This window comes from Amycolatopsis sp. NPDC102522, assembly GCF_055584485.1.
Window position 1 is genome coordinate 204,476 of sequence record NZ_JBVJLY010000005.1, and the last position, 22,820, is coordinate 227,295.

The 22,820-nt window shown below is 68.1% G+C and carries 19 protein-coding genes and 1 riboswitch; of the genes, 7 read left to right on the plus strand and 12 right to left on the minus strand.

Annotated elements, in window-relative coordinates; all coding sequences use genetic code 11:
* The first annotated feature begins 81 nt into the window (after nucleotides 1-81).
* Nucleotides 82-1,947: an ABC transporter ATP-binding protein gene (locus ACZ6YV_RS16240; protein WP_465510328.1), complete on the plus strand. Its 1,866-nt coding sequence runs from the start codon at nucleotides 82-84 to the stop codon at nucleotides 1,945-1,947.
* An 83-nt stretch (nucleotides 1,948-2,030) separates the two neighbouring features.
* On the opposite strand, the gene ACZ6YV_RS16245 is transcribed toward ACZ6YV_RS16240, so the two are convergent.
* Nucleotides 2,031-2,759 carry a sugar isomerase domain-containing protein gene (locus ACZ6YV_RS16245; RefSeq protein WP_465510329.1) on the minus strand — a complete coding sequence of 243 codons (729 nt, stop codon included), beginning with the start codon at nucleotides 2,757-2,759 and terminating at the stop codon, nucleotides 2,031-2,033.
* A 131-nt stretch (nucleotides 2,760-2,890) separates the two neighbouring features.
* On the opposite strand from ACZ6YV_RS16245, the gene ACZ6YV_RS16250 reads away from it, so the two are divergent.
* The 4 genes from ACZ6YV_RS16250 to ACZ6YV_RS16265 all read left to right on the plus strand — a co-directional run bounded on the left by ACZ6YV_RS16250 (nucleotide 2,891) and on the right by ACZ6YV_RS16265 (nucleotide 6,935).
* Nucleotides 2,891-3,586, plus strand: a complete 696-nt coding sequence (locus ACZ6YV_RS16250; RefSeq protein WP_465510330.1) for an alpha/beta hydrolase — start codon at nucleotides 2,891-2,893, stop codon at nucleotides 3,584-3,586.
* Between the two features lie 21 nt (nucleotides 3,587-3,607).
* A complete protein-coding gene (locus ACZ6YV_RS16255) occupies nucleotides 3,608-4,870 on the plus strand; it encodes a class I SAM-dependent methyltransferase (protein ID WP_465510331.1) in 1,263 nt (420 codons plus the stop codon).
* A gap of 127 nt (nucleotides 4,871-4,997) precedes the next feature.
* Nucleotides 4,998-6,164, plus strand: coding sequence for an LCP family protein (locus tag ACZ6YV_RS16260; protein ID WP_465510332.1), 1,167 nt, complete (start codon nucleotides 4,998-5,000; stop codon nucleotides 6,162-6,164).
* Nucleotides 6,165-6,404: 240 nt separating this feature from the next.
* Nucleotides 6,405-6,935 carry a GNAT family N-acetyltransferase gene (locus ACZ6YV_RS16265; RefSeq protein WP_465510333.1) on the plus strand — a complete coding sequence of 177 codons (531 nt, stop codon included), beginning with the start codon at nucleotides 6,405-6,407 and terminating at the stop codon, nucleotides 6,933-6,935.
* Here the strand turns inward: ACZ6YV_RS16265 and ACZ6YV_RS16270 are convergent.
* The 5 genes from ACZ6YV_RS16270 to ACZ6YV_RS16290 form a co-directional block, all read right to left on the minus strand.
* On the minus strand, nucleotides 6,922-7,386 hold the full coding sequence (locus ACZ6YV_RS16270; RefSeq protein ID WP_465510334.1) for a peroxiredoxin: 465 nt from the start codon (nucleotides 7,384-7,386) through the stop codon (nucleotides 6,922-6,924). The genes ACZ6YV_RS16265 and ACZ6YV_RS16270 overlap by 14 nt on opposite strands.
* 17 nt (nucleotides 7,387-7,403) lie before the next feature.
* Nucleotides 7,404-9,221 carry a putative bifunctional diguanylate cyclase/phosphodiesterase gene (locus ACZ6YV_RS16275; protein ID WP_465510415.1) on the minus strand — a complete coding sequence of 606 codons (1,818 nt, stop codon included), beginning with the start codon at nucleotides 9,219-9,221 and terminating at the stop codon, nucleotides 7,404-7,406.
* 238 nt (nucleotides 9,222-9,459) lie between these two features.
* Complete coding sequence (locus ACZ6YV_RS16280) at nucleotides 9,460-10,905, minus strand: cytochrome P450 (RefSeq protein ID WP_465510335.1); 1,446 nt, start codon at nucleotides 10,903-10,905, stop codon at nucleotides 9,460-9,462.
* A 137-nt stretch (nucleotides 10,906-11,042) separates the two neighbouring features.
* Complete coding sequence (gene metE, locus ACZ6YV_RS16285; RefSeq protein ID WP_465510336.1) at nucleotides 11,043-13,316, minus strand: 5-methyltetrahydropteroyltriglutamate--homocysteine S-methyltransferase; 2,274 nt, start codon at nucleotides 13,314-13,316, stop codon at nucleotides 11,043-11,045.
* A 102-nt stretch (nucleotides 13,317-13,418) separates the two neighbouring features.
* Nucleotides 13,419-13,639, minus strand: a riboswitch (cobalamin riboswitch).
* A gap of 39 nt (nucleotides 13,640-13,678) precedes the next feature.
* Nucleotides 13,679-14,440, minus strand: a complete 762-nt coding sequence (locus ACZ6YV_RS16290; protein WP_465510337.1) for a GntR family transcriptional regulator — start codon at nucleotides 14,438-14,440, stop codon at nucleotides 13,679-13,681.
* Between the two features lie 93 nt (nucleotides 14,441-14,533).
* Here ACZ6YV_RS16290 and ACZ6YV_RS16295 point away from each other — a divergent pair, with 93 nt between their 5' ends.
* Nucleotides 14,534-14,833, plus strand: a complete 300-nt coding sequence (locus tag ACZ6YV_RS16295) for a hypothetical protein (RefSeq protein WP_465510338.1) — start codon at nucleotides 14,534-14,536, stop codon at nucleotides 14,831-14,833.
* A 57-nt stretch (nucleotides 14,834-14,890) separates the two neighbouring features.
* Here ACZ6YV_RS16295 and ACZ6YV_RS16300 read toward each other — a convergent pair whose 3' ends face one another.
* From ACZ6YV_RS16300 to ACZ6YV_RS16325, 6 genes are all read right to left on the minus strand, one after another.
* The gene (locus ACZ6YV_RS16300; protein ID WP_449224176.1) at nucleotides 14,891-15,967 is read right to left on the minus strand and encodes a ribonucleotide-diphosphate reductase subunit beta; all 1,077 of its coding nucleotides are present in this window, start codon (nucleotides 15,965-15,967) and stop codon (nucleotides 14,891-14,893) included.
* Nucleotides 15,968-16,043: 76 nt separating this feature from the next.
* The gene (locus tag ACZ6YV_RS16305; RefSeq protein WP_465510339.1) at nucleotides 16,044-19,031 is read right to left on the minus strand and encodes a ribonucleoside-diphosphate reductase subunit alpha; all 2,988 of its coding nucleotides are present in this window, start codon (nucleotides 19,029-19,031) and stop codon (nucleotides 16,044-16,046) included.
* A gap of 221 nt (nucleotides 19,032-19,252) precedes the next feature.
* Nucleotides 19,253-19,861 (minus strand): acetoacetate decarboxylase family protein, encoded by a 609-nt coding sequence (locus ACZ6YV_RS16310; protein ID WP_465510340.1) that lies wholly within the window; start codon nucleotides 19,859-19,861, stop codon nucleotides 19,253-19,255.
* A complete protein-coding gene (locus ACZ6YV_RS16315) occupies nucleotides 19,858-20,697 on the minus strand; it encodes an enoyl-CoA hydratase-related protein (protein WP_465510341.1) in 840 nt (279 codons plus the stop codon). Before ACZ6YV_RS16315 ends, ACZ6YV_RS16310 begins: the two co-directional genes overlap by 4 nt.
* A gap of 42 nt (nucleotides 20,698-20,739) precedes the next feature.
* Nucleotides 20,740-21,213, minus strand: a complete 474-nt coding sequence (locus ACZ6YV_RS16320) for a tetratricopeptide repeat protein (RefSeq protein ID WP_465510342.1) — start codon at nucleotides 21,211-21,213, stop codon at nucleotides 20,740-20,742.
* Complete coding sequence (locus ACZ6YV_RS16325; protein WP_378237893.1) at nucleotides 21,210-21,599, minus strand: MerR family transcriptional regulator; 390 nt, start codon at nucleotides 21,597-21,599, stop codon at nucleotides 21,210-21,212. The genes ACZ6YV_RS16320 and ACZ6YV_RS16325 overlap by 4 nt, the downstream gene beginning before the upstream one ends.
* 48 nt (nucleotides 21,600-21,647) lie before the next feature.
* Between ACZ6YV_RS16325 and ACZ6YV_RS16330 the strand changes: the two genes are divergently transcribed.
* Nucleotides 21,648-22,505: an NAD(P)-dependent oxidoreductase gene (locus ACZ6YV_RS16330; protein ID WP_465510343.1), complete on the plus strand. Its 858-nt coding sequence runs from the start codon at nucleotides 21,648-21,650 to the stop codon at nucleotides 22,503-22,505.
* Nucleotides 22,506-22,820: the final 315 nt, after the last annotated feature.

The window sequence follows — 22,820 nt, forward strand, 5'->3', positions numbered from 1 at the left end:
TGCCTGGAGTGTTGGTCATGCTTATATCCGGGAAAACTCTCGACTAATATCGAGGTTTCTGGGGGCGAAGAGAGGTTTCTCATGGACAACACGTGGATGCTGATGAACTCGGCGATGAAGTCGGCCGACGTTCCGAAGGGGCTGCACAAGGGCACGTTCCGCCGCGTCGCGCGGTTCGCCAAGCCGCACTGGCGAAGGTTGCTGATATTCCTGGTGCTCACCGTCGTCTCGGCGGTGCTGGCGGTGAGCACGCCGGTGCTGGCCGGGAAGGTGGTCGACGCGATCGTCGGCGGGCACGACGTCTCGCTGGTGGTGTGGCTGGCCGTGCTGATCGGGGCGCTGGCGCTGATCGACGCCGGGCTCGGGCTGGTGGAACGGGCCCAGTCGTCGAGGATCGGTGAGGGGATCATCCTCGACCTGCGGCTCGCGGTGTACCGGCACGTGCAGCGGATGCCGGTCGCGTTCTTCACGCGCACCCGCACCGGTGCGCTGGTGAGCAGGCTCAACAACGACGTCATCGGCGCCCAGCGCACGTTCACCGCGACACTGTCCGGTTTGGTCACCAACGTCATCCAGCTCGCGCTGTCGCTGGTGGTCATGGTGACCCTGTCCTGGCAGGTCACCCTGCTGGCGCTGGTGCTGCTGCCGGTGTTCATCCTGCCGACACGGCGGCTCGGGCGGCGGATGGCCGGGCTGCAGCGGGAGGCGGGCCAGCTCAACGCGTCGATGACCACGCAGATGACCGAACGGTTCTCCGCGCCAGGCGCGACACTGGTGAAGCTGTTCGGCGACCCGGAGAAGGAAGCGGGCGACTTCGGCGCGCGGGCCGGGCGGGTGCGCGACATCGGGGTGCGGACGGCGATGCTGACGCGCTGGTTCCTGACCAGCCTGACCACGGTTTCCGCGCTCGCGCAGGCCCTGGTCTACGGGCTGGGCGGATACCTCGCGCTGACCGGGGCGCTCGCGCCGGGCACCGTCGTGGCGCTGGCGCTGCTGCTGACCAGGCTGTACTCGCCGCTGACCGCGCTGGCGAACGTCCGGGTCGACGTGATGACCGCGCTGGTGTCGTTCGAGCGGGTCTTCGAGGTGCTCGACCTCAAGCCGATGATCGAAGAGAAGCCGGACCCGAGCCGCGTTCCCGAAGGCCCGGTTTCGGTGGAGTTCTCCGACGTCCGCTTCGGCTACCCCGCGGCGGACAGGTACTCGCTGGCGTCACTGGAGGATGTGTCCACTTTGGATCATCGCGGTGGTGAAGAGGTGTTGCACGGCATCAGCTTCCGGGCCGAACCCGGGCAGATGGTGGCGCTGGTCGGTTCTTCCGGCGCGGGCAAGTCGACGATCGCCTCACTGCTGCCGCGTCTCTACGACGTCGACGCCGGGGCGGTCCGGCTGTCCGATGTGGATGTCCGGGAGCTGGGCTTCGCCTCGCTGCGGGAAACCGTCGGCGTGGTGACCCAGGACGGGCACCTCTTCCACGACACGATCCGGGCGAACCTCGAGTACGCGCGGGCCGGTGTCACCGACGCCGAGATCTGGTCGGCGCTCGATCGCGCCCGGCTGGCCGAGCTGATCCGGGACCTGCCGGACGGGCTGGAGACCGTGGTGGGGGAGCGGGGCTACCGGCTCTCCGGCGGGGAACGGCAGCGGCTGACCATCGCCAGGCTCCTGCTGGCGCAGCCGCGGGTCGTCATCCTCGACGAGGCGACCGCGCATCTGGACTCGCAGTCCGAGGCGGCCGTGGGCGAGGCACTGACCGACGCGCTGGACGGGCGGACCGCGCTGGTCATCGCGCACCGGTTGTCGACGGTCCGGGCGGCGGACCAGATCCTGGTGATCGAGCACGGGGAGATCGTCGAGCGGGGAACGCACGAAGAACTCCTCGCGCGCGAAGGGCGCTACGCGGAGCTGTACCTGACGCAGTTCTCGGAGCAGCCCGCGGCAGCCTGACCTGCGGCTGCCTGACCTGCGGTTTTACCCTCGTGAGTGGTAAAGACGGTTCTAGCCGTCCTTACCACTCACGAGGCAGGTGACTAGCGGAGAGCGGGGACCCGAGCGCCGTACTTGGCCAGCAGTGCGGCGTTGGCCTCGTCGCCACCGGCCACGTTGGAACTGCGCCACAGCGGGATGTCGACGCCCTGCGCCGCACCGAGGTCCACGACCTCGGCGAGCACGAGGTTCCACAGGAACGCGTTGATCACTGTGGACAGTGGCGCGGTCCGCGGCGCTTCCGGTGGGTAGCTCGAGTCGCCGGGACGGACGTGGGAGTCGAGCACGATGCTCGCTTCCTCGATCAGCGTGGTCGCCGCGCGCTTCGGCGCCGCGGCCACGGACGCGGCCGAACTCACCGCGATGACCGCGGCCCCGCGCGCCCGCGCCCCGGCGGCCAGCTCGACCGGATACGGGTTGACGCCCGAGGTCGAGAACACCACCAGCAGGTCGTCCGGCCCCGGCGCCCGCTCGGCGAGTACCTCTTCGGCGAGCCCGGAGCGGCGCTCGGTCTTGGTGCTGTGCTGCGCGCCGTGCAGCGGCAGCAGTTCGGGGTGATAGACCGGGTACACGCAGGCGAGCCCGCCCGCGCGATAGAAGGTCTCGGCGACCGCTGCCAGCGAATGCCCGGCCCCGGCGGTGAACACCAGGGCGTCGGCCCGGATGACCCCCAGGATCAGCTCGGCCGATTTCCGGATCTGCTCCGCGTTACCCCGTTCGGCTTCCGCGAGCCGTTCGGCGACGTCTGCATAACGTTCGGTGGTGCTCACCACATCCGCCCTTCCGTCTGGAGATCAGCGACGAATGTATCGCGTGGACCAATGGCAGAAGTGGAATACATCGGGTCATGATCGAGGTTGACCCGATCGCTGCGGCCGGGGATTCGGAGACTGGAGGATCCAGGGTGAGCGAGGCTGATCCCGCGGTGCGGACTTGGCGAGTACGCGGCCAGGCGAAAGCCGTCGTGCTGGTACTGCACGGCGGCGCTGAGCACAGTCATGCCCGTGTGGCGCCGTGGCGGCTGGCGTACCAGCGGATGGTGCCGCTGGCGAAGGACGTCCACCGGGCGGGCAAGGAGCACGGGGTCGAGGTGCGGCTCCTGCGCAACCGGGTCTACGGCTGGAACGACGACGGCGCCGACGCGCTGGCCGACGCCCGCTGGGCCCTGGAGCGCGTTCGCGAAGACCACCCGGGGCTGCCGGTGATCCTCGTCGGCCATTCGATGGGCGGGCGGGTCGCGCTGCGCGTCGCCGACGATCCGGCTGTCGTCGGGGTCTGCGCCCTGGCACCGTGGACACCACCGGGTGAACCCATCGGTGCCGTCAGCGGTCGCGCCGTGCTCATCGCGCACGGGACCAAGGACCGGATGACCGATCCGGTGGCGTCACACGCTTTCGCGGAACGCGCCGAAAAGGTGACATCGCGGTCCGCGCGGTTTGAAATCGGTGGTGAAGGGCACGCGATGCTACGAAGGTCTCGCGTCTGGAACCGTCTCGTACGGGCTTTCACACTCGAGCTGATCGAAGCCGGGGGAATTGACGAAACGCTCAGCGCGGCCTGGGATCGGCCGAGCTCCGAGCGCCTGCGGATCCCGGTCTAGACCGGGTGGGAGGGAGCACCTATGTCCACGTCGAGCGTTGATCGGACGGCAGGTCCGGCCGGCCTGCCCGCCCCTGACGAAACCCGGTGGCCGGGATTGGCCACCCCACCGCATTCCCCGTTCCGGGCGCGGATCGCCGAGCAGCTGTTCCGGCAGGCGGTGCGCCCGCTGAACGTCCGCGTGCGCATGCCCGACGGGTCGCAGCTGGGCGCGGGCGGCCCGGGGGCACCCGAAATGCGGCTCAACCGCCCCGCCGCCTTCTTCCACCGCCTCGGCGTGGACGCGAAGATCGGGTTCGGCGAGGCCTACATGGTCGGCGACTGGACGAGTGACGCGCTCGCCGAGGTGCTGACCCCGTTCGCGGAGCGGATGGCGACGCTCATCCCGCCGCTGCTGCAACGGTTCCGCCGGTTCGTCGACCGCGGCCACCCCGCGGACGAGGAGAACACCATCGAGGGGTCACGGGCGAACATCCATCGCCACTACGACCTGTCCAACGAGCTGTTCGGCGCTTTCCTGGACCCGTCGATGATGTACTCGTCGGCGTTGTTCGGGCCGGACGACGACCTCACCACCGCCCAGCACCGCAAGATCGACAGCGTCCTCGACTACGCCGGGGTCCGCGAAGGCAGCACGGTGCTCGAGATCGGCACCGGCTGGGGTGAACTCTCGATCCGCGCCGCCGCCCGCGGGGCCAGGGTCACGTCACTGACCATTTCCGAGCAACAGGCGGCGCTGGCGACCGAACGCATCGAGGCGGCGGGCTTCGCCGACCGCATCGACGTCCGGCTGTGCGACTACCGGGACTCCACCGGCGAGTACGACGCCGTGGTCAGCGTCGAGATGATCGAGGCCGTCGGCGAGTCCTACTGGCCGACGTTCTTCGAGACCATCGGGAAGCGGCTGAAGCCGGGCGGCAGGCTCGGGCTCCAGGCCATCACCATGGACCACGAACGCATGCTCGCCGCGGCCCGGTCGTACACCTGGGTGCACAAGTACATCTTCCCCGGCGGGCTCATCCCGTCGACCACCTCGGTCGAGCAGGGGATGCTGGCGCACACCCGGCTGCACCTGCAAGGAGTGCGCGAGTTCGGCCAGGACTACGCCCGCACGCTGCGGTTGTGGCGGGAGAGGTTCACCCAGCGGTGGGACGAGATCACCGAACTGGGCTTCGACGACGTCTTCAAACGGATGTGGGAGTTCTACCTGGCGTACTCCGAAGCGGGCTTCCGTTCGGGGTATCTCAAGCTCCACCAGTTCGGCTTCGCCGAGAACGGGCGGTGAAAGCCACCCAACCGATGCGGGGTGCCGTACGTCCTTCACCTAGGGTCTGCGGTTGACTGGGCCCTACACGCGAAATCGGGACGGGTGATTCGGCATGACGTATGGAGGCGACGACCGAGGGCGACGGATGCCGCCACAGCGGCCGCCGTCCGGCCGCCCCCGGCGGCATCAGCCCGCGCAGATGATGCCGCTGCCGGGCCGGGGGAGCAGTCCGTACGACGAGCGTACGGCGCCCATGGGGCACGGTGGTGGTGCCGAGCGGCCCGCCGGCCCGCCCCCGCGCCGTCCTGAGCCCCCTCCCGGCCGTCCCATGGACGGCGCGCGCCCGCCGCGGCGACGCAAGCGCTGGGGCTTCGGCAAGGTGCTGCTCACGTTGCTCACCGTGTTCGTGGTGTTCCTCGCCGGCGTGTGGGTGTACCTGGAGTTCTCCATCAACCGCGTCGACGCGCTGGCCGACTACTCCGGCCGTCCCGTCGCGGCCGAAGGCACCAACTGGCTGATCGTGGGCTCCGACAGCCGGGAGGGGCTGACCCCCGAAGAGCAGGAGAAGCTGGTCACCGGTTCCGGCAACGAGGCCGGTGGCAAGCGGACCGACACCATCATGGTCGCGCACGTCCCGGACAACAGCACCAAGCCGACGCTGCTGAGCCTGCCCCGCGACTCGCAGGTGGCCATCCCGGGACACGGCAAGAACAAGATCAACTCCGCGTTCGCGATCGGGGGCCCGGCGCTGCTCGCGAAGACCGTCGAAGGGGCGACAGGCCTGCGGATCGACCACTACGCCGAGATCGGGTTCGGCGGCTTCGCCAAGATCGTGGACGCGATCGGCGGGGTCAACATGTGCGTCGAGAAGCCGATGGAGGACACCATGACGGGGATCAAGATCCCCGCGGGCTGTCAGGACCTCCAGGGCCCGCAGGCGCTCGGGTTCGTTCGCATGCGGCACAGCGAGGCCACCCCGCGTTCGGACCTCGACCGCGTCGCCAACCAGCGGAAGTTCATCGGCGCGCTGGTCAGCGAGATCGGCAGCCCCGGCACGCTGCTGAACCCGTTCTCGCTGTTCCCGCTGCTGTCGACCGCGCCCGACGCGCTGACGATGGACACGGGCGACCACGTGCACAACCTGGTGGGGCTCGCGCTGGCGATGCGCGGGATCTCGTCGGGTGGCGTCGTCACCACGACGGTGCCGGTGACCAACGGCTCGGCCGAGAACTGGGACAAGACGAAGTCGAAGCTGCTTTTCGACGCGCTGAAGAACGACACGGAGATCCCGGACAGCGCGATCCTGACCTGATCCGGACGACCACCGTGCCCCGCCACGGCGCGGCACCCTGGTCGCCTGAAGTACGTGAAGGACCCCTTCATTGCGCTAGGCGCAGTGAAGGGGTCCTTCACGTACTTGGGGAAGGGGTCCTTCACGGACCGGGCCTGCGAACAATCCGTACCCAGAGTCCAGTAGGTACCGAAGCTGGCCGCTCACGAGCCTCCCCGAAAACCGGAGGCGCGCAGAGCGACGGCGAGGCACCATGGACCGATGGAAGCGCCCGCCGAAACCCTCGCCGACGACGTCGTCGTGCTGCGCCGCTGGAAGCCGGAGCAGCTCGAAACCCTGGCCGCCGTCGCAGGGGGATCCGCCGAGCACCTCGGCGCCTGGATGATCTGGGCCACTGACGGCTACGGCCTCCAGGAGGCCGCTGGCTTCCTGGAGCACACCGCGAAGAACTGGGCCGAAGGTAAGACCTACGACTTCGCGATCTTCGCCGATGACGAGGTCGTCGGCGGCACGGGCATGATCGTCCATCCGGACCGGATCGAGATCGGCTACTGGCTCAGCCGCCACCACACGGGCCGCGGCCTGGTGACGAGGGCCGCCAGGTTGCTGGCCGACGAGGCCTTCCGGCTCGGTGCGCCGGAGGTCGAGATCCGGCACGACAAGAACAACGCCGCGAGTGGTGCGGTGCCCGCGCGGCTGGGGTTCACGATGACCGGCGACGAGGCCGCCGAGCCGCCGCTCGCCCCGGCCTGCGCGGGCGTCAACCGGATCTGGCGGCTCAAGCGTCCTTAGTCTTGCGCTCGCGCAAGGCCGCGAGCGCCTTGTCGGCGTGCACGGTGAACTTCAGTTCGCTCTTGATCACTTCGAGCACCTTGCGGTCGGTGTCGATGACGAACGTGTGCCGCTTCGCGTGCAGCGGGCTGAATTTGCGCCAGACACCGAACTGTCGCGCCACCACACCGTCCACATCGGACAGCAGTGGGTAGTCGAAGCCGTGTTTGGCGGAGAATTCCTGCTGTTTGGCGACGGCGTCCGGGCTGATGCCGACACGGTGCGCGCCTGCTTCGGCGAACTCCGCGGCCAGGTCGCGGAAATGGCAGCTTTCCGCGGTGCAGCCGCTGGTCATCGCGGCGGGGTAGAAGAACAGCACGACCGGGCCGGACGAGAGGAAGTCCGACAGTGTGCGTTCTTCGCCCTTGTCGTCGGGCAGGGTGAAGTCCGGGGCGATGTCACCTTGGTCCATGGACGGATCCTGCCACGTCAGTGGGCGTGCCGTTCGATGAGCTCGTCGACCTCGTCCCCGGTCGCGGAATCGGTGACGAACGAGCCGCGCGCGGCGAGCACGCCGTACCGCTTCAGCCGCTCGGCCTGTTCGTGGCTGTGGACGCCTTCCGCACCGATGCGCAGTTTCAGCTCCTTGGCCCTGGCGACCAGCTGGCACAGGTGGCGGACGTCGGCCTCGTTCTCGCCGTCGGCCAGCGCGTCGATCACCGCGCCGGACAGGATCACGTGCCGGACCGGCAGCCGGTGCTGCGGGATCAGCTCCAGATCGGCCGAGCCGGAGATGGTCAGTACCAGTTGCGCGCCCAGATCGGCCAGTACGGCGAAGGAGTCCAGCACCTCGCCTCGCGGGTCGAGCACGGATTCGCGATCGGTGCACAGCCGCAGCGCCTGCGCGGGCAGGCTGTACCGGTCGAGCTGTTCCTTGACCATCAGCACCAGATCGGGGTCGATGGCCAGCCGCTTCGGCAGCCGCACGCAGACGTCCGGGGCCGCGTCGCCGAACCGGTTCCGCCAGCGCGCGGTGGCGGCGAGCGATTCCGCCAGCAGCCACCGGCCGAGCGGGACGGTCATGCCGGTGGTCTGCGCCAGCGGATAGAACTCGTCGGAGTCCAGTTCGCCCTTCTCCGGGTGGGTCCAGCGCAGCCCGGCGTTGACCGCGGCCAGCTGGTCCGGGTTCGCGAGTTTGACCGTCGGCTGGTAGATCAGCGAGAACTCGCCGTTCTCCAGTGCGCCCGCGATGACCGCGCCGAGCTGGTAGCGGCCGCGGTCGCGCGCGTCGAGTTCCGGGTCGAACAGCATCCACTGCGCCTTGCCCGCCTCTTTGGCGCGGTGCAGGGCGATTTCCGCGGCCCGGAGCAGATCTTCCGGTCCGCCGTCGGTGACCGGGCGGACGACGATGCCGGCGCTCGCGCTGACCCCGATGCCGTGCCCGCCGAGGTAGATCGGCTCGACCAGCTCCTCCAGGGCCTGCTCGACCAGTGCGATCACCTGGGGCGGGGTGAACTCGCCGCGCAGCAGGACGGCGAACCCGTCGCCGGACAGCCTGGCGACGGAACCGTTGTGCCTGCCGGTGAACACGGACTTGAGCTTGTTCGCGACCCCGCGCAGCACCTGGTCGCCGACACCGGCGCCGCGACCGTCGTTGATCACCTTGAAACCGTCGACGTCGAGGTAGACGAGCGCGACCTGCTCGGTGCCGGAGCCGGCCAGCGCGGTCTCCAGCGCGTTGCCGAACGCGGTGGAGTTCGGCAGGCCGGTCAGCGCGTCGTGCACGTTCTGGTGCAGCAGTCGTTCCTGTAGCAGGTGGATCTCGTTGGCGTCGGAGACCATCAGCACCGGATAGGTCGAGCCGGGCCGGTCACCGGGAAGGTCGGCGAGGGTCACGTCGACCCAGATCGTGCCTTCCTCGCTGTGGTCGAGCAGCAGGCGTTCCTGCTGGGTCGGCTGGCCGAGCGCCCTGAGCTGGGAGAGCCCGTTCCGCAGCCGGGCGACGTCGTGGTCTGCGGAGCCGAGTTCGGGGATGGTCCGTCCGCGCAGCGCCGAGGGGCGGCAGCCGAGGAGTTTGCCGAGTGCGGTGTTCGCCTCGACGATCTCGCCGTCGGAGTCGGCGAGCGCGATCCCGATGGGGGAGGCGGAATAGAGCTTGGAGAAGCGATCCCGGGCCGGCTCGTGGTCGGGTTCGGTCCGGACGGCGTCCTGGGCGACGCCGAGCAAGAACTCTTCGAGTTGCTCCTGGGGAAGCGATACTCCTTTAGTGTCAGCGAGCGTCGCGGCCCATCTCCGAGCGACGTCCACCAACCCTGGCGCGGAACCAGGTTCGGGCACACTTCACCTCTTCATGCGCGGTTTATGGCCAGCTCAGACCGGGTGTCCGAGCCCACGGACCCACACTAGGTATGAGCCGACCGGGTGTAGTGCCACGGCATCACGCGCGATCCGGGGTGTCTACCGGCTGAAAGGGTGATCGCTACTACACGAGTGGTGACCGGAAGTTACCAAGAGTACTCGAAAGTGGTTGTCCGCTGACCGGGCTTCAGCGTGCCGTCAACCGGATCGGCAGGCCGTCCGCGGGAACAGGCAGCGAGACGTAGTCCCAGCGCGCGGTGTAGTCCTCCGGGACCGACCACCGATAGGCCCGCAGCATCTCGTGCAGCAGCGCTTTCACTTCGAACGTCCCGAAATGCAGGCCGATGCACTTGTGCGCGCCGCCGCCGAACGGCATCCACGCGTAGCGGTGCGACTTGTCCTCGCGGCGTTCCTCACCGAAGCGGTCGGGGTCGAAACGCATCGGGTCGGTCCAGTGCTCCGGCGAGAAATGGTTGACGGTGGGCGAAACCCCGACCAGTGTCCCTTCAGGAATGAAATGCCCGAGAACTTCCGTGTCCTTCACGGTTTTCCGCGCCAGCGAAGGCACCGGGGACACCAGGCGCAGGGATTCCTTGATCACCAGGTCCAGGGTCTTCAGCTTCTCCAGCGCCTCGATGTCCGGCACGTCGTCGCCGAGCGCGAGGGATTCCTGGCGCGCGCGTTCCTGCCACTCGGGGTTCTTGGCGAGGTGGTAGACGGCGGCGGCGCTGGTGATGGTCGACGTGTCGTGCGCCGCCATCATCAGGAAGATCATGTGGTTGACGACGTCGGAGTCGGTGAAGCGGTCGCCGTCTTCGGTGGTGGCGTGGCACAACGCGGTGAAGAGGTCGTCGCCGTCGCTCGCCCGTTTCGCGGGCAGATTCGCCGAGAAGTAGCGTTCGAGGACCTTGCGGCCGTGCAAACCCGCCGCCCAGCGGCCGCCGGGAACGGGGAAGCGCACGATGGCCGTGCCCGCGCGCACGGAGTTCACGAACGCGCGGTTGATCGCGGCCGCGTCGTCGCCGGACCGCATGCCCATGAACACGCGCGTCGCGACGTCGAGCGTGAGTTGCTTGAGTGACCAATAGATCCGCGGGTTCGGGCGGTCCGCCCAGGTGGCGATGCCGTCGCGCAGGGCCGGCCCCATCTGGTCGACGTAGCCGGTGAGCCGCTGCCGGGTGAACGCCGCCTGCATGATCCGGCGGTGCAGATGGTGCTCGCCGAAGTCGAGCAGCATCAGGCCGCGGTCGAAGAACCGCTCGATGAAGAACTTCCAGCCCTCCTGGGAGAAGGCCTTGTCCTTGTTCACCAACGCGATCTGCGTGGCCTCCGGGCCGGAGAGGGTGACGATGCGGCGGCCGAACGCGCCCATCCACGACACCGGGCCGTAGGTCTCATGGCGTTTGAGGCCGAACTCGACGCCGAAGCGCATGAAGTCCAGCGCGTGCCCGATGACCGGCGGGCCTTCGTCGCCGAGGACGGGTTTGAGGCCCGGTGGGGCGGGCGCGAGTTCGCGGACCGGCCAGGTCGCGCCGAGCCAGCGCTGGTCGACCGAACGCGGCAGGGGGATCGAGGTGAGCGGCGGAACCCGCTCGCGCAGCGCCCCGGTGACCTTTTCGACGGCGTTCGCCATGGTGACCATCTCCCCGTTGAGACCGGTTACCGCTCCACCATCGCATCCTTATTGACGTCCTGACAATACCTCCGCCGAAGTACATGAAGGCCCCCTTCCTTGCGCCTAGGTACAGGAAGGGGGCCTTCATGTACTGATCAGCCGAGTTCGGTCCGGACCGCCTGGGCGGCGGCGACCAGGTTCCGCAGGGCGGGCTCGACCTCGGCGTAACCGCGGGTCTTCAGACCGCAGTCCGGGTTGACCCAGATCCGCTCGGCGGGCACGGCGCCGACGGCGGTCCGCAGCAGCCCGCTGACCTCGTCGACGTCGGGGACACGCGGCGAGTGGATGTCGTACACGCCAGGCCCGACGCCGCGGCCGAAGCCCGCCGCGCCCAGGTCGGTGACGACCTCCATCTTCGACCGCGCGGCCTCGATGCTGGTGACGTCGGCGTCGAGCGCGTCGATCGCCTTGACCACCTCACCGAACTCCGAGTAGCACATGTGCGTGTGGATCTGCGTCGCGTCGTCGATGCCGGACGTCGCCAGCCGGAACGACGAAACCGCCCACGCGAAGTACGCCTCGTGGGCCGCCGTACGCAAGGGAAGCAGCTCCCGCAGCGCCGGCTCGTCCACCTGGATGACGCGGATGCCCGCCTCCTGCAGGTCGTGCACCTCGTCGCGGATGGCCAGCGCCACCTGACGGGCGGTCTTGCCCAGCGGCTGGTCGTCGCGGACGAACGACCACGCCAGGATCGTCACCGGCCCGGTCAGCATCCCCTTGACCGGCTTCGTGGTCAGGCTCTGCGCGTAGCGCGCCCACTCGACGGTCATCGGCTCCGGGCGCGAGACGTCGCCGTACAGGATCGGCGGCCGCACGCACCGCGAGCCATAGGACTGCGCCCAGCCGAAGTCGGTGGCGGCGAACCCGGCCAGCCGCTCGGCGAAGTACTGCACCATGTCGTTGCGCTCGGGCTCGCCGTGCACCAGCACGTCGAGGCCGAGGTCCTCCTGCAACCGGATGACGTGCTCGATCTCCGCCTTCATCGCGGCCTCGTAGCCCGCGTCGTCCAGCGAACCCGCCTTGTGCGCGGCCCGTGCTTTGCGGACCTCGGTGGTCTGCGGGAACGAGCCGATCGTCGTGCTCGGCAACGGCGGTAGCCCCAGCGCGTCCTGCTGCGCCACCGCGCGCCGGGCGTAGGGGGAGCGGACGGTGTCCTCCGGCCGCAGCGCCTCCAGCCGGGCCCGCACTCCGGCGTCGGCCAGGTCGGCCGCCGTGGCACGGTCCGCGGCCGCGGTGCGGGCGGCGGAAAGGTCGACGCCCTCTTCCGTCAGCGCGCGGCCGAGCAGGACGACCTCGTCGACCTTCTGCTTGGCGAAGGCGAGCCAGCCCTTGAGACGCGGGTGGAGCCCGTCCTCCCGCTCGACGTCGTAGGGCACGTGCAGCAGCGAGCACGACGTCGAGACGCTGACCGACTTCGCGGTGCCGAGCAGCGTCGCCGCCCGGCCGAGCGCGCGGGTCGGGTCGGTGCGCCAGACATTGCGCCCGTCCACGACCCCGGCCAGAACCTCCTTGTCGCGCAAGGCGGGCTCGGCCGCGACAGCGTCCACAAAGGACTCATCGGTGACGAGGTCGACGGCGAGCGCGTCGATCGGGGAGCGGGCCAGCACGCCCAGACCGCGACCGAGACCGCCGAAGTACCCGGCGACCAGGATCTTCGGCCGCGCTGTCTCCTTCGCCAGCCGGTGGTAGGCGCGGATGAGCGCGTTGAGCTCCTGCTCTGTCCGGTCCGCTGCGAAGGCGGGCTCGTCGAACTGGACCCACTCGACGCCTTCGTCGTGCAGGCGCCTCAGCAGTTCGACGTAGCCGTCGAGGAGGTTGTCGAGCAGATCCAGTGGGCGAAAGCCCTCCGGAGCACTCTCGGCCGCCTTCGCGAGCAGCAGGAACGTCACCGGGCCCACCAGCACCGGCCGCGTCTCGACGCCGATCGCGCGGGCTTCGCGGTACTCGTCGAGCGGCTTGGTGCCGGTGAGCGAGAACGTCGTGTCCGGGCCGAGTTCGGGGACGATGTAGTGGTAGTTCGTGTCGAACCACTTCGTCATCTCCATCGCCGGCGCGTCCTGCACCCCGCGTGCGGCGGCGAAGTAGATGTCGAGCGGCGAAAGACCGAGAGTCGTGAAGCGCTCCGGCAGCGCCCCGAAGAGCTCAGCGGTGTCGAGCACCTGGTCGTAATGGGAGAACGTGTTGGACGGGACGGAGTCCAGCCCGGCGTCCTTGAGTTCCCGCCAGGTCCGCGTGCGCAGCGCACGGCCGGTGTCCAGCAGTTCGGCCTCGTCGATCTTGCCCGCCCAGTAGCGTTCGAGTGAACGCTTGAGTTCCCTGTCCGGTCCGATCCGGGGATAGCCCAGCACTGTCGTGCCGATTTCGGTCACAGCTCTCTCCTCGCGAGCTTGTCGTCAGAGCCCGGAGCCGCGCACAGGAGTGACCGCCGTTCGGTCGTGCCCATCCCACGAGGCCCGGACTCACGCACGCCGTCGGCGCACGTACCACGGGCAGGTCTTCGGACTCGTGGGCGACTCGCTCGCTCCTACCGGCCGTCGCTTCCCGGGTGCCATACCCAGTGCTTTACCGTGTCTCGCACGGTGACGGCTTTCGTTCCCACATACCGCTGCGGGGCAGTCCCGGATTCACACCGGGTTCCCTGTTACCTCGACCGGCTTGGGAGGCCGGGCGAACCAGTAGCACCTCGAAGCGTACTCAGGCCCGCTACGGGGCCGCTCGAATGTGATGAACCTCAGTCCGCGGCCCACTCGTATGCCAGCTGATACCGATCGGCCGCGAGGGTCATGTCGTTCATCTCCACCGGTTTTCCGTCCTCGCGGTAGGCCACTCGGGTCACCGTGATGACGGGAACTCCGTCGGCGAGCTGCAGTAAGGACGTTTCGTCGGGAGTCGGCATCCGAGCTCCGACATGCTCGGTGAAGGAGGCTAGCCGGTGGCCGGATTCCTCCAAGCGTGCATAGGTCCCGCCAGGTCCCGTGTCGACTTCTTCCACCGCGGTGCCGCGCGTGAACTCGCGAGGAAGGCGGGACACCGCGAGCTGCACGACGAGTCCGTCTGCGCGCATCACGCGATCTCTCACGGTGACCGCCGCGCCGGGATCGAGGTCGAGATACTCGGCGGTGCGGGTGTCGGCTTCCTCGAACCGGATACGTACGGATGTCGAAGGCGTGAACCCATGAGCCGTGGCATCGGCAATGAACGCTCCGCGGTCTTCTTCGCGTGCGGTGCGGGAGAGCCGTGCTCGCGCCAGCCGTTGGAGACTGGTCGGAGGCCGGACGAAAACACCTTTGCCGTGCTCGGCGGTCACGAGGCCTTCGGACTTGAGGACGTCCACCGCGTCTCGCACGGTAGGTCGTGAAACGCCATAGGTGGTAACTAGTTCACGTTCGCTGGGTAGTTGTGCACCATGCGGGAACTGGCCGGATGAGATCTTCTCGCGAAGATCCGCGGCCACCTGCCTGAACGCCGGCACTCCGCTCGTGCGATCCACCATGGGCGCCATCCTGCCACTGGCTAACTTGTCTTGACCAGTTGGCTGCGTTATGCCACGGTATTGGTCAACATGTCTTTACCAGTTGGAGGCGAGATGAGCGGTTGGCCAGGAAGCGACGAAAGCGTCGTCGCCGGGGGCGAGGTCGCACGCATCCACGTCGACCTGGCCACTGCCCATCCGGTGCTGGACGGGACCTGGCATCGCGTTCGTCTGGAACCGGGCCCGATGCCCGGAGGCAAGCTGACGATGCTTTGCGGCCGGAATGCTTCCGTCGAGTTCGTCGACCGAGGAGGGCGGGGTGGGGGCAGTGCCACAACCTGTTGCTGGGACTGCGACCTGGCCTATCGCCGCACGCACGACATCGCGGTGCTGCCCGGCCATCCCGCGTTGTAAATGAAAAAGCCCGCCCGGCGCGGGTGCGCCGAGCGGGCCTGTACCGCAGACGAGGGATCAGTCCCAGTCGAGGGCGCCACCGGACTGGTACTCGATGACGCGGGTCTCGAAGAAGTTCTTCTCCTTCTTGAGGTCCATCGCCTCCGACATCCACGGGAACGGGTTCTCCGTCTCGCCGAAGATCGGCTGGAGGCCGATCTGCTGCGCCCGCCGGTCGGTGATGAAGTGCATGTACTGCTCGATCAGCTCGGCCGACAGCCCGAGCATGCCGCGCGGCATGGTGTCGCGGGCGTAGGCGACTTCGAGCTCGCACGCGTCGGTCAGCATGCCGCGGATCTCGGCCTGGAACTCTTCGGTCCACAGGTGCGGGTTCTCGATCTTGATCTGGTTGATGCAGTCGATGCCGAAGTTCAGGTGGATCGATTCGTCGCGCAGGATGTACTGGTACTGCTCGGCGATGCCGATCATCTTGTTCCGGCGGCCGAGCGAGAGGATCTGCGCGAAGCCGGTGTAGAACCACATGCCCTCGAAGATCACGTAGAACGCGACCAGGTCACGCAGGAAGTTCTGGTCGGCCTCGGGGGTGCCGGTCTCGAAGTCCGGGTTCTCCAGGTTCTGCGTGTACTTGAGCGCCCACGCGTCCTTCTCCGAGATGGAGGGGACCTCGCGGTACATGTTGAACAGCTCGCCCTCGACCAGGCCGAGGCTCTCGCAGATGTACTGGAAGGTGTGCGTGTGCACGGCCTCCTCGAACGCCTGGCGCAGCAGGTACTGGCGGCATTCGGGGTTGGTGATCTGGCGGTACACCGCGAGCACGATGTTGTTGGCCACCAGCGATTCCGCGGTGGCGAAGAAGCCGAGGTTGCGCTTGAGCATGGTGCGCTCGTCCTCGGTCAGGCCGTCGGCCGACTTCCACAGCGCGATGTCGGCCTGCATGGCGACCTCGGTCGGCATCCAGTGGTTGTTGCAGCCGGCGAGGTACTTCTCCCACGCCCAGGTGTACTTCATCGGCAGCAGCTGGTTGACGTCGGCGCGGGCGTTGATCATCCGCTTGTCGTCGACGTTGATGCGGGCTGCGCCGACTTCGATCTCGCCGAGGCCGGTGGCGTCGGTGGAAGCGTCAAAGGTGGTCATACAGAGGCTCACTTCACGAGTGGGGTCGTGAGTGGCGATTCGGGTTAGAACCCGAATCGCCACTCACGAGGATGTATTACTGGCAGGCTTCGCAGTCGGGGTCGTCGATCCGGCAGGCGGCGCCGTCGGTGGCGACGAAGTCGACGTCCGAGACCTGCGGGATCTCCTTCGGCTCCGGCTTGGCGGCCGGTGCCGGGGCGGTCACCGGCACGGCCGGGACCGCGGCGGCGGGCGACGGCGAAACCGCGGCGGGCGAAGCGGCAGGAGCCGGAGCGGCGGGCTTCGGCGAAGCCGGAGTAGCGGGGGCGGGGGTGGCCGAGACCGCGTTCAGCTTGCCGTCGGTGCCGCGCAGGGTGCTCTTCTCCACGTGCGTCGCGGACCGCGCCCGCAGGTAGTACGTGGTCTTGAGGCCCTTGTGCCAGGCGTAGCGGTACAGCTCGTCGAGCTTGCGGCCGCTGGGCGCCGCGATGTACAGGTTCAGCGACTGAGCCTGGTCGATCCACTTCTGCCGACGCGAACCGGCGTCCACCAGCCAGCGCGACTCGATCTCGAACGCGGTGGCGTACAGCGCCTTCAGGTCGTCCGGCACGCGGTCGATCTGGCCGAGGCTGCCGTCGAAGTACTTCAGGTCCGAAACCATGACCTCGTCCCACAGCCCGCGCTCCTTGAGCGAGCGGACCAAGTGCGGGTTCACCACGGTGAAGTCACCGGACATGTTCGACTTGACGAACAGGTTCTGGAACAGCGGCTCGATCGACTGCCCGACGCCCACGATGTTGGAGATCGTCGCGGTCGGCGCGATCGCCATCACGTTGGAGTTGCGCATACCGACGGTCTTGACCCGCTCGCGCAGCGGCGCCCAGTCCAAAGTGGACGAGGTGTCGACGTCGAGCGCGTCACCCTGGCGGGCGTCGATCAGCAGCTGCAGGGAGTCGATCGGCAGGATTCCCTTGCTCCACAAGGAACCTTCGAACGTCTGGTACTGGCCGCGCTCCTCGGCGAGGTCGGTCGAGGCCGAGATCGCGTAGTAGCTGATGTGCTCCATGCTGGTGTCCGCGAACTGGACGGCCTCGTCCGAGGACAGCGGCACGCCGATCTCGAACAGCGCGTCCTGGAAGCCCATCAGGCCCAGCCCGATCGGGCGGTGCCGCAGGTTGGACCGGCGCGCTTCCGGGATGGTGTAGAAGTTGATGTCGATCACGTTGTCGAGCATGCGAACCGCGGTACGCACGGTCTTCTCGAGGCGCTTCGCGTCGATGCCCTCGGGGGTCACGTGCTTGAGCAGGTTCACCGAGCCGAGGTTGCAGACCGCGACCTCGTCGGTGGTGGTGTTCAGCGTGATCTCGGTGCACAGGTTGGACGAGTGCACGACACCCACGTGCTGCTGCGGCGAGCGCAGGTTGCACGGGTCCTTGAAGGTGATCCACGGGTGGCCGGTCTCGAACAGCATGGTCAGCATGCGGCGCCACAGGTCGACCGCGCGGATCTTGCGAGACACCTTCAGCTCGCCACGCTCGGCGGCGGCCTCGTACTCGCGGTAGCGCTCGGAGAACGCGTTGCCGTAGAGGTCGTGCAGGTCCGGGGTCTCGTTCGGCGAGAACAGGGTCCACTGCGCGTCGGCCTCGACGCGGCGGAGGAACTCGTCCGGCACCCAGTTCGCGGTGTTCATGTCGTGCGTACGACGACGGTCGTCACCGGTGTTCTTGCGCAGGTCGAGGAATTCCTCGATGTCGACGTGCCAGGTCTCCAGGTACGCGCAGGCGGCGCCCTTGCGCTTGCCGCCCTGGTTCACCGCGACGGCGGTGTCGTTGGCGATCTTGAGGAACGGCACGACACCCTGCGACTGGCCGTTGGTGCCCTTGATGTGCGCGCCGAGGCCGCGGACCGGGGTCCAGTCGTTGCCGAGGCCGCCCGAGTACTTCGCCAGCAGCGCGTTGTTCTTGTACGCCTGGAAGATCGAGTCCAGGTCGTCGTCCACAGTGGTCAGGAAGCAGGACGACAGCTGCGGGCGCGTGGTGCCCGAGTTGAACAGCGTCGGGGTGGACGCCATGAAGTGGAACGACGAGAGCAGCTCGTAGAACTCGATCGCGCGGGCTTCACGGTTGTCCTCGCGGATCGCCAGACCCATCGCGACGCGCATGAAGAACGCCTGCGGCAGCTCGAACCGGACGCCGTTGTGGTGCTGGAAGTACCGGTCGTACAGGGTCTGCAGGCCGAGGAAGCCGAAGTCGAGGTCGCGCTCGGCGTGGATGGCCTCGGTGATCTTGTCCAGGTCGAACGTCTGGAGCTCGGGGTTGACCAGCTCCAGCTCGATGGCGCGCTTCAGGTAGTCGCGGAAGTACTGCGGGTACCGGGCGGTCATCTCGTCCTGGCTGGCCAGCTGCGGCGCGCCCGCGAGGTAGCTGAGCGCCTCGCCGCGGAGCTTGTCCGCCAGCAGCCGGGCGCTGACGTAGGAGTAGTTCGGCTCCTGCTCGACGAGCACGCGCGCGGCCATGATCTGGGCGAGGGCGAGCTCGTCGGCGCTGATGCCGTCGTAGAGGTTGCGCTTGGCTTCGGCCAGCACGAGCTCCGCCGAGACGTCCTCGAGTCCGGAGACGGCCTCGCCGACCACGTGCGAGACGCGGGCCCAGTCGAGCGGGCGGATCGAGCCGTCGGCGGACTTGACGCTGATGGCGACGTCGGAGGACGCCGGCTTCTCGGACTCGCGGGCTTTCGCGCGCTCGTCACGGTAAAGGACGTACGCGCGGGCGACCTTGTGGTGCTCGCCGCGCATCAGCGCGAGTTCGACGATGTCCTGGATCTGCTCGATTTGCAGCGCGGTCTCGGGACCGGCGTGGCGGAGCAGGGAGGACTCGATCTGCTCGGTCAGCTCCTTGACCAAGTGGTGGATCCGCGACGAAGCGGCCGCGTCACCGCCCTCGACGGCGAGGAAGGCCTTGGTCACGGCGACCGAGATCTTGTTCGCGTCGAAGGGGGACACGCTGCCGTCCCGCCGGATGACTCGCACGGTCGCGGGCGTGGTGTCCGAAGACGAAGGTGGCCGCTGACCGGTTTCCACTGACATGCGTGTCTCCAATGGGCGCGTTGAAGCACCGCAAGGCCTGACAAGGCCGTGCGCTGCAGGTTCACCAAGCTGTCCGACAACCGCTCCCGAGCGGTCTCCCCGTCGCTGGGCGGTGCCGGTTCCCAGAGACTACATGTAGGGGTCGGAGGCTGCACGTGCCCCAATGGGTGGCGTGTCGTGGTCTCACCCTGGCGGGTTAGGCGATCACGCTGAGCGGCTGGTCAGCCGCCGAAAACGATCGTGAAATCGCGGAGGCAGGCGCTCAGGACAGGCCGCTGACCGGCCAGGAAACCGAACGGTCCGTGCTCGTTGACGCGCCAATCCGCGGCCGCCGGACGCGGCCGCGCCTTTGCCCGGACGGGGCTCCTTTTGAGACGGCCGTCCAGCATCTGGACGACGTCGAAGGCGGCGGGCATCCGCACCGGGAGGCTCGGCCGGGGGGTGAAGGCGGCCGTCGCGATCCAGTCCTCCTGGGTGGCCGCCGAGGCGGTGAAAGTCCGTCCTTGGGTGAAGTCGAGCGTGGCGAGGTCCTTGGGGATGCCCCACAGTGCCCGTCCGCCCGCGAGCGAGACCTCGCTGTCGACCCAGATGTCGGTGATGGAGCTGGAGAGACGCTTGCCGCGGACGGCGACCGTCGCCAGCAGCTCGTGATACCGCAGCTGTCCGGGCTCCTGGTAGTCGATCCAGGCGGTGAACACCTGCGCGCGCCCGCCCGCCACGATCGGTTCGACACCTTCGGGCAGCTCGGGCAGCTCGCTCACCGGGACACGCCAGACCGACAGGTACGCCTGGCCCGCCAGGTTCCAGGGCTCCGGGGGATAGGCGGTCACGCGTTCCGCCACGGCAGGTAGGCGGGCTGGTCGGTGTCGACGCGCATGGAGAACTCCGGTGGTCGTTTCTGCAGGAAGGACATGACCCCTTCGACGGCGTCCGGGCTGGCGCCCAGGCCGCCGATCAGCCGCGAGTCCAGTTCGTGCACGGGGAACGGCGACGCGGCGCTCGCCATCCGGTACAGCAGCTGGCGGGTCACCGCGACCGAAACCGGTGACGTGGTCTTGGCGATCTCGAGCGCCAGCTCGCGGGCCTTGCCGAGCACCTCGTCGGGCTCGTGAACACTGTGGACCAGTCCGGCGTTCTTCGCTTCCTCGACGCCGAAGACGCGGCCGCTGATCATCCAGTCGAGTGCCGTGCCCATCCCGACGAGCCGGGGGAGGAACCACGCGGACGCGCCTTCGGGATAGATGCCCCGGCGGACGAACACGAAGCCGAACCGGGAGTCCGTCGACGCCAGGCGGTAGTCGCACGAGAGCGTGATCGTGACGCCGCCGCCGACGGCCGCGCCCCGCAGGGCCGCGATCACCGGTTTGTTCATCGTGAAGATCCGTTTCGAGCAGCGTCCCGCCGGCTCCTGCCAGGCCGCGTCCGGGCCGGTCTCCGGATCGAAGTCGAAACCGCCCTGCGAGAGGTCGGCGCCCACCGAGAAGTCCTTGCCGTTGCCGGTCAGGATCACCACGCGGACGTCCTCGTCGCGGTCGGCCCTGTCCATCGCGTCGCCGAGCTCGTCGGCCATGCGGATGGTGTAGCCGTTGCGGGCCTCGGGCCGGTTGAGCGTGACCGTCGCGATGCGGTCGGCGACCTCGTAGGTGATTTCGGCGTACGCGCTCATGACGTGAAAGTAAGGCTATGTTGACAAGGTGTCAATAAGGCGTCACTCGACGTCGTCCAGGTGATCCGCGTAGTACTCGACCGCTCGCCGGTACCGCTGGACTCCGACGTCTCCGCTGGTGGCCGCGAGTACTTTCAGCAGCGTTCCCGTCGCCTCGCGGGCCTCCCCGACGTTGTAGAGCGCCATCGCGAGGAATGTCTTCAGCGCCGCGTCGTCCGGGAATTCGTCGAGGCCGCGACGCAAGGTCTTGAGCGATTCTTCGTACCGGCCGAGGACGCGATACGTGCTGCCGAGCCCGACGAAAACGCCGTGCCTGTCCTCTGTGGACAGGCCCTCGGTCGCGAGTGCGCGCTCGTAGTAGGGAGCGGCCTCGGCCTCGAAGCCGAGGGAGTCGTGCGCCCAGGCTGTCTGGTAGGCGATGACGGCGTCCTTCGGGTGCTGTCCGGCCAGCTCGATCAGCTTCAGTCGGGCCTCGTCGGTGCCCTGCTCGCGCAATCGGACGGCTTCCGCGCTCACGCGGCACCTTCGAACGGGGGATAGGTCTTCGCGCCTGTCCGTTCCGCCGCGTCGATGTAACCGGCGAGCGCGTCGCGGGACCGCGCGATCTTGGCCAGCTGCTCGTCGAGCCGTCCGAGCCGTTCGCGCATCGCGGCCAGCAGTTCGGGGCAGCCGATCAGCTCGGGCTCCTCGCCGATCGCGCAGGGCAGCAAGTACGCGATGTCCTCGGACGACAGGCCCGCGGCGAGCAGATGTCGGATCTGCTTCACCCGCAGCAAGGCCGTCTCGTCGTACTCGCGGTAGCCGTTCGAGCCGCGCTCGGCCTCCAGGAGACCTTGGGCCTCGTAGTAGCGCAGCTGATGGGCGTTGACGCCCGTCCGATGGCTCAATTCCCCGATTTTCACCGATATCCCCTTGACCTTCAGGCCGGTCTCAATGTTGACGATGTTGCCATGGACAACGAAACCACCGCACCTGTGACAGTTCTCGGCCTGGGCCTGATGGGCACCGCGCTCGCCCGCGCGTTCCTGAAGGCCGGGCATCCCACGACCGTCTGGAACCGGACGTCCGCCAAGGCCGCCTCCTTGGTGGCCGAGGGGGCGCGGCTCGCGCCCACGATCGGCGACGCGCTCGCGGCAGGCGGCACGACGATCGTGTGCCTCACCGACTACTCGGCCGTGCGTGAGCTGCTCGGCGATGCCGGGCTCGACGGCACGACACTGGTCAACCTGACCTCGGGCGACTCCACCCAAGCGCGGGAAACCGCCGCCTGGGCCGAACAACGGGGTGCCCGCTACCTGGACGGCGCGATCATGGCCATCCCCTCGTCGATCGGGACCGACGAGGCGATGATCCTGCTCAGCGGTCCGCGGCCGGACTTCGACCTCGGCGCGCTCGGCGCCGTCAGCCATCTCGGCGAGGACCCGGGGCTCGCGTCGCTGTACGACGTCGCCGGGCTGGCGATGATGTGGAGCGTCCTGAACGCGTGGCTCCAAGGCACCGTGATGCTCAAGACGGCCGGTGTCGACGCCGCGACCTACGCGACGTTCGCGCAGCAGATCGCCGTCGGGGTGGCCGGCTGGCTGCCCGGGTACGCGGAGCAGGTCGACAAGGGCTCGTTCCCCGCGGAGGTGTCGGCGCTGGAGACCGACGTGCGGGCGATGGAGCACATGGTCGAGGAGAGCGAGGCGCTGGGCGTGAACGCCGAACTGCCGAAGCTGATCAAGGCGATGGCCGACCGTGCGATCGCGGCCGGGCACGGTGGGGAGCAGTACCCGGTGCTGATCCGCGAGTTCGAGCGGGCGGGGTGAGTGCGGGGTCGGGCTGGTCGTGAGTGGCGATTCGGGTTCTGGTGAGGGGTAAGGCAAAGGTGGCGTGCTGAAGGCAGTGGCGGGAGCGGATTCGTCGACGGTCTCTGACACCTCTCTCGACTGTCCATAAGGGACGCCTCTTGACGTGCAGGTGCCCGATTTAGGTGATTGGCCGCATTTTGCGAAGGGGTCGTGAGTGGCAAGTGTCGTTAGAGCGACACTTGCACAAAAAAACCCAACTGGAAAAATGAAAAATTGGGAGAACAATTTAAAAGTTGGGGAAAAATAGTTACATTTTTTAAAAAACACGGGGGC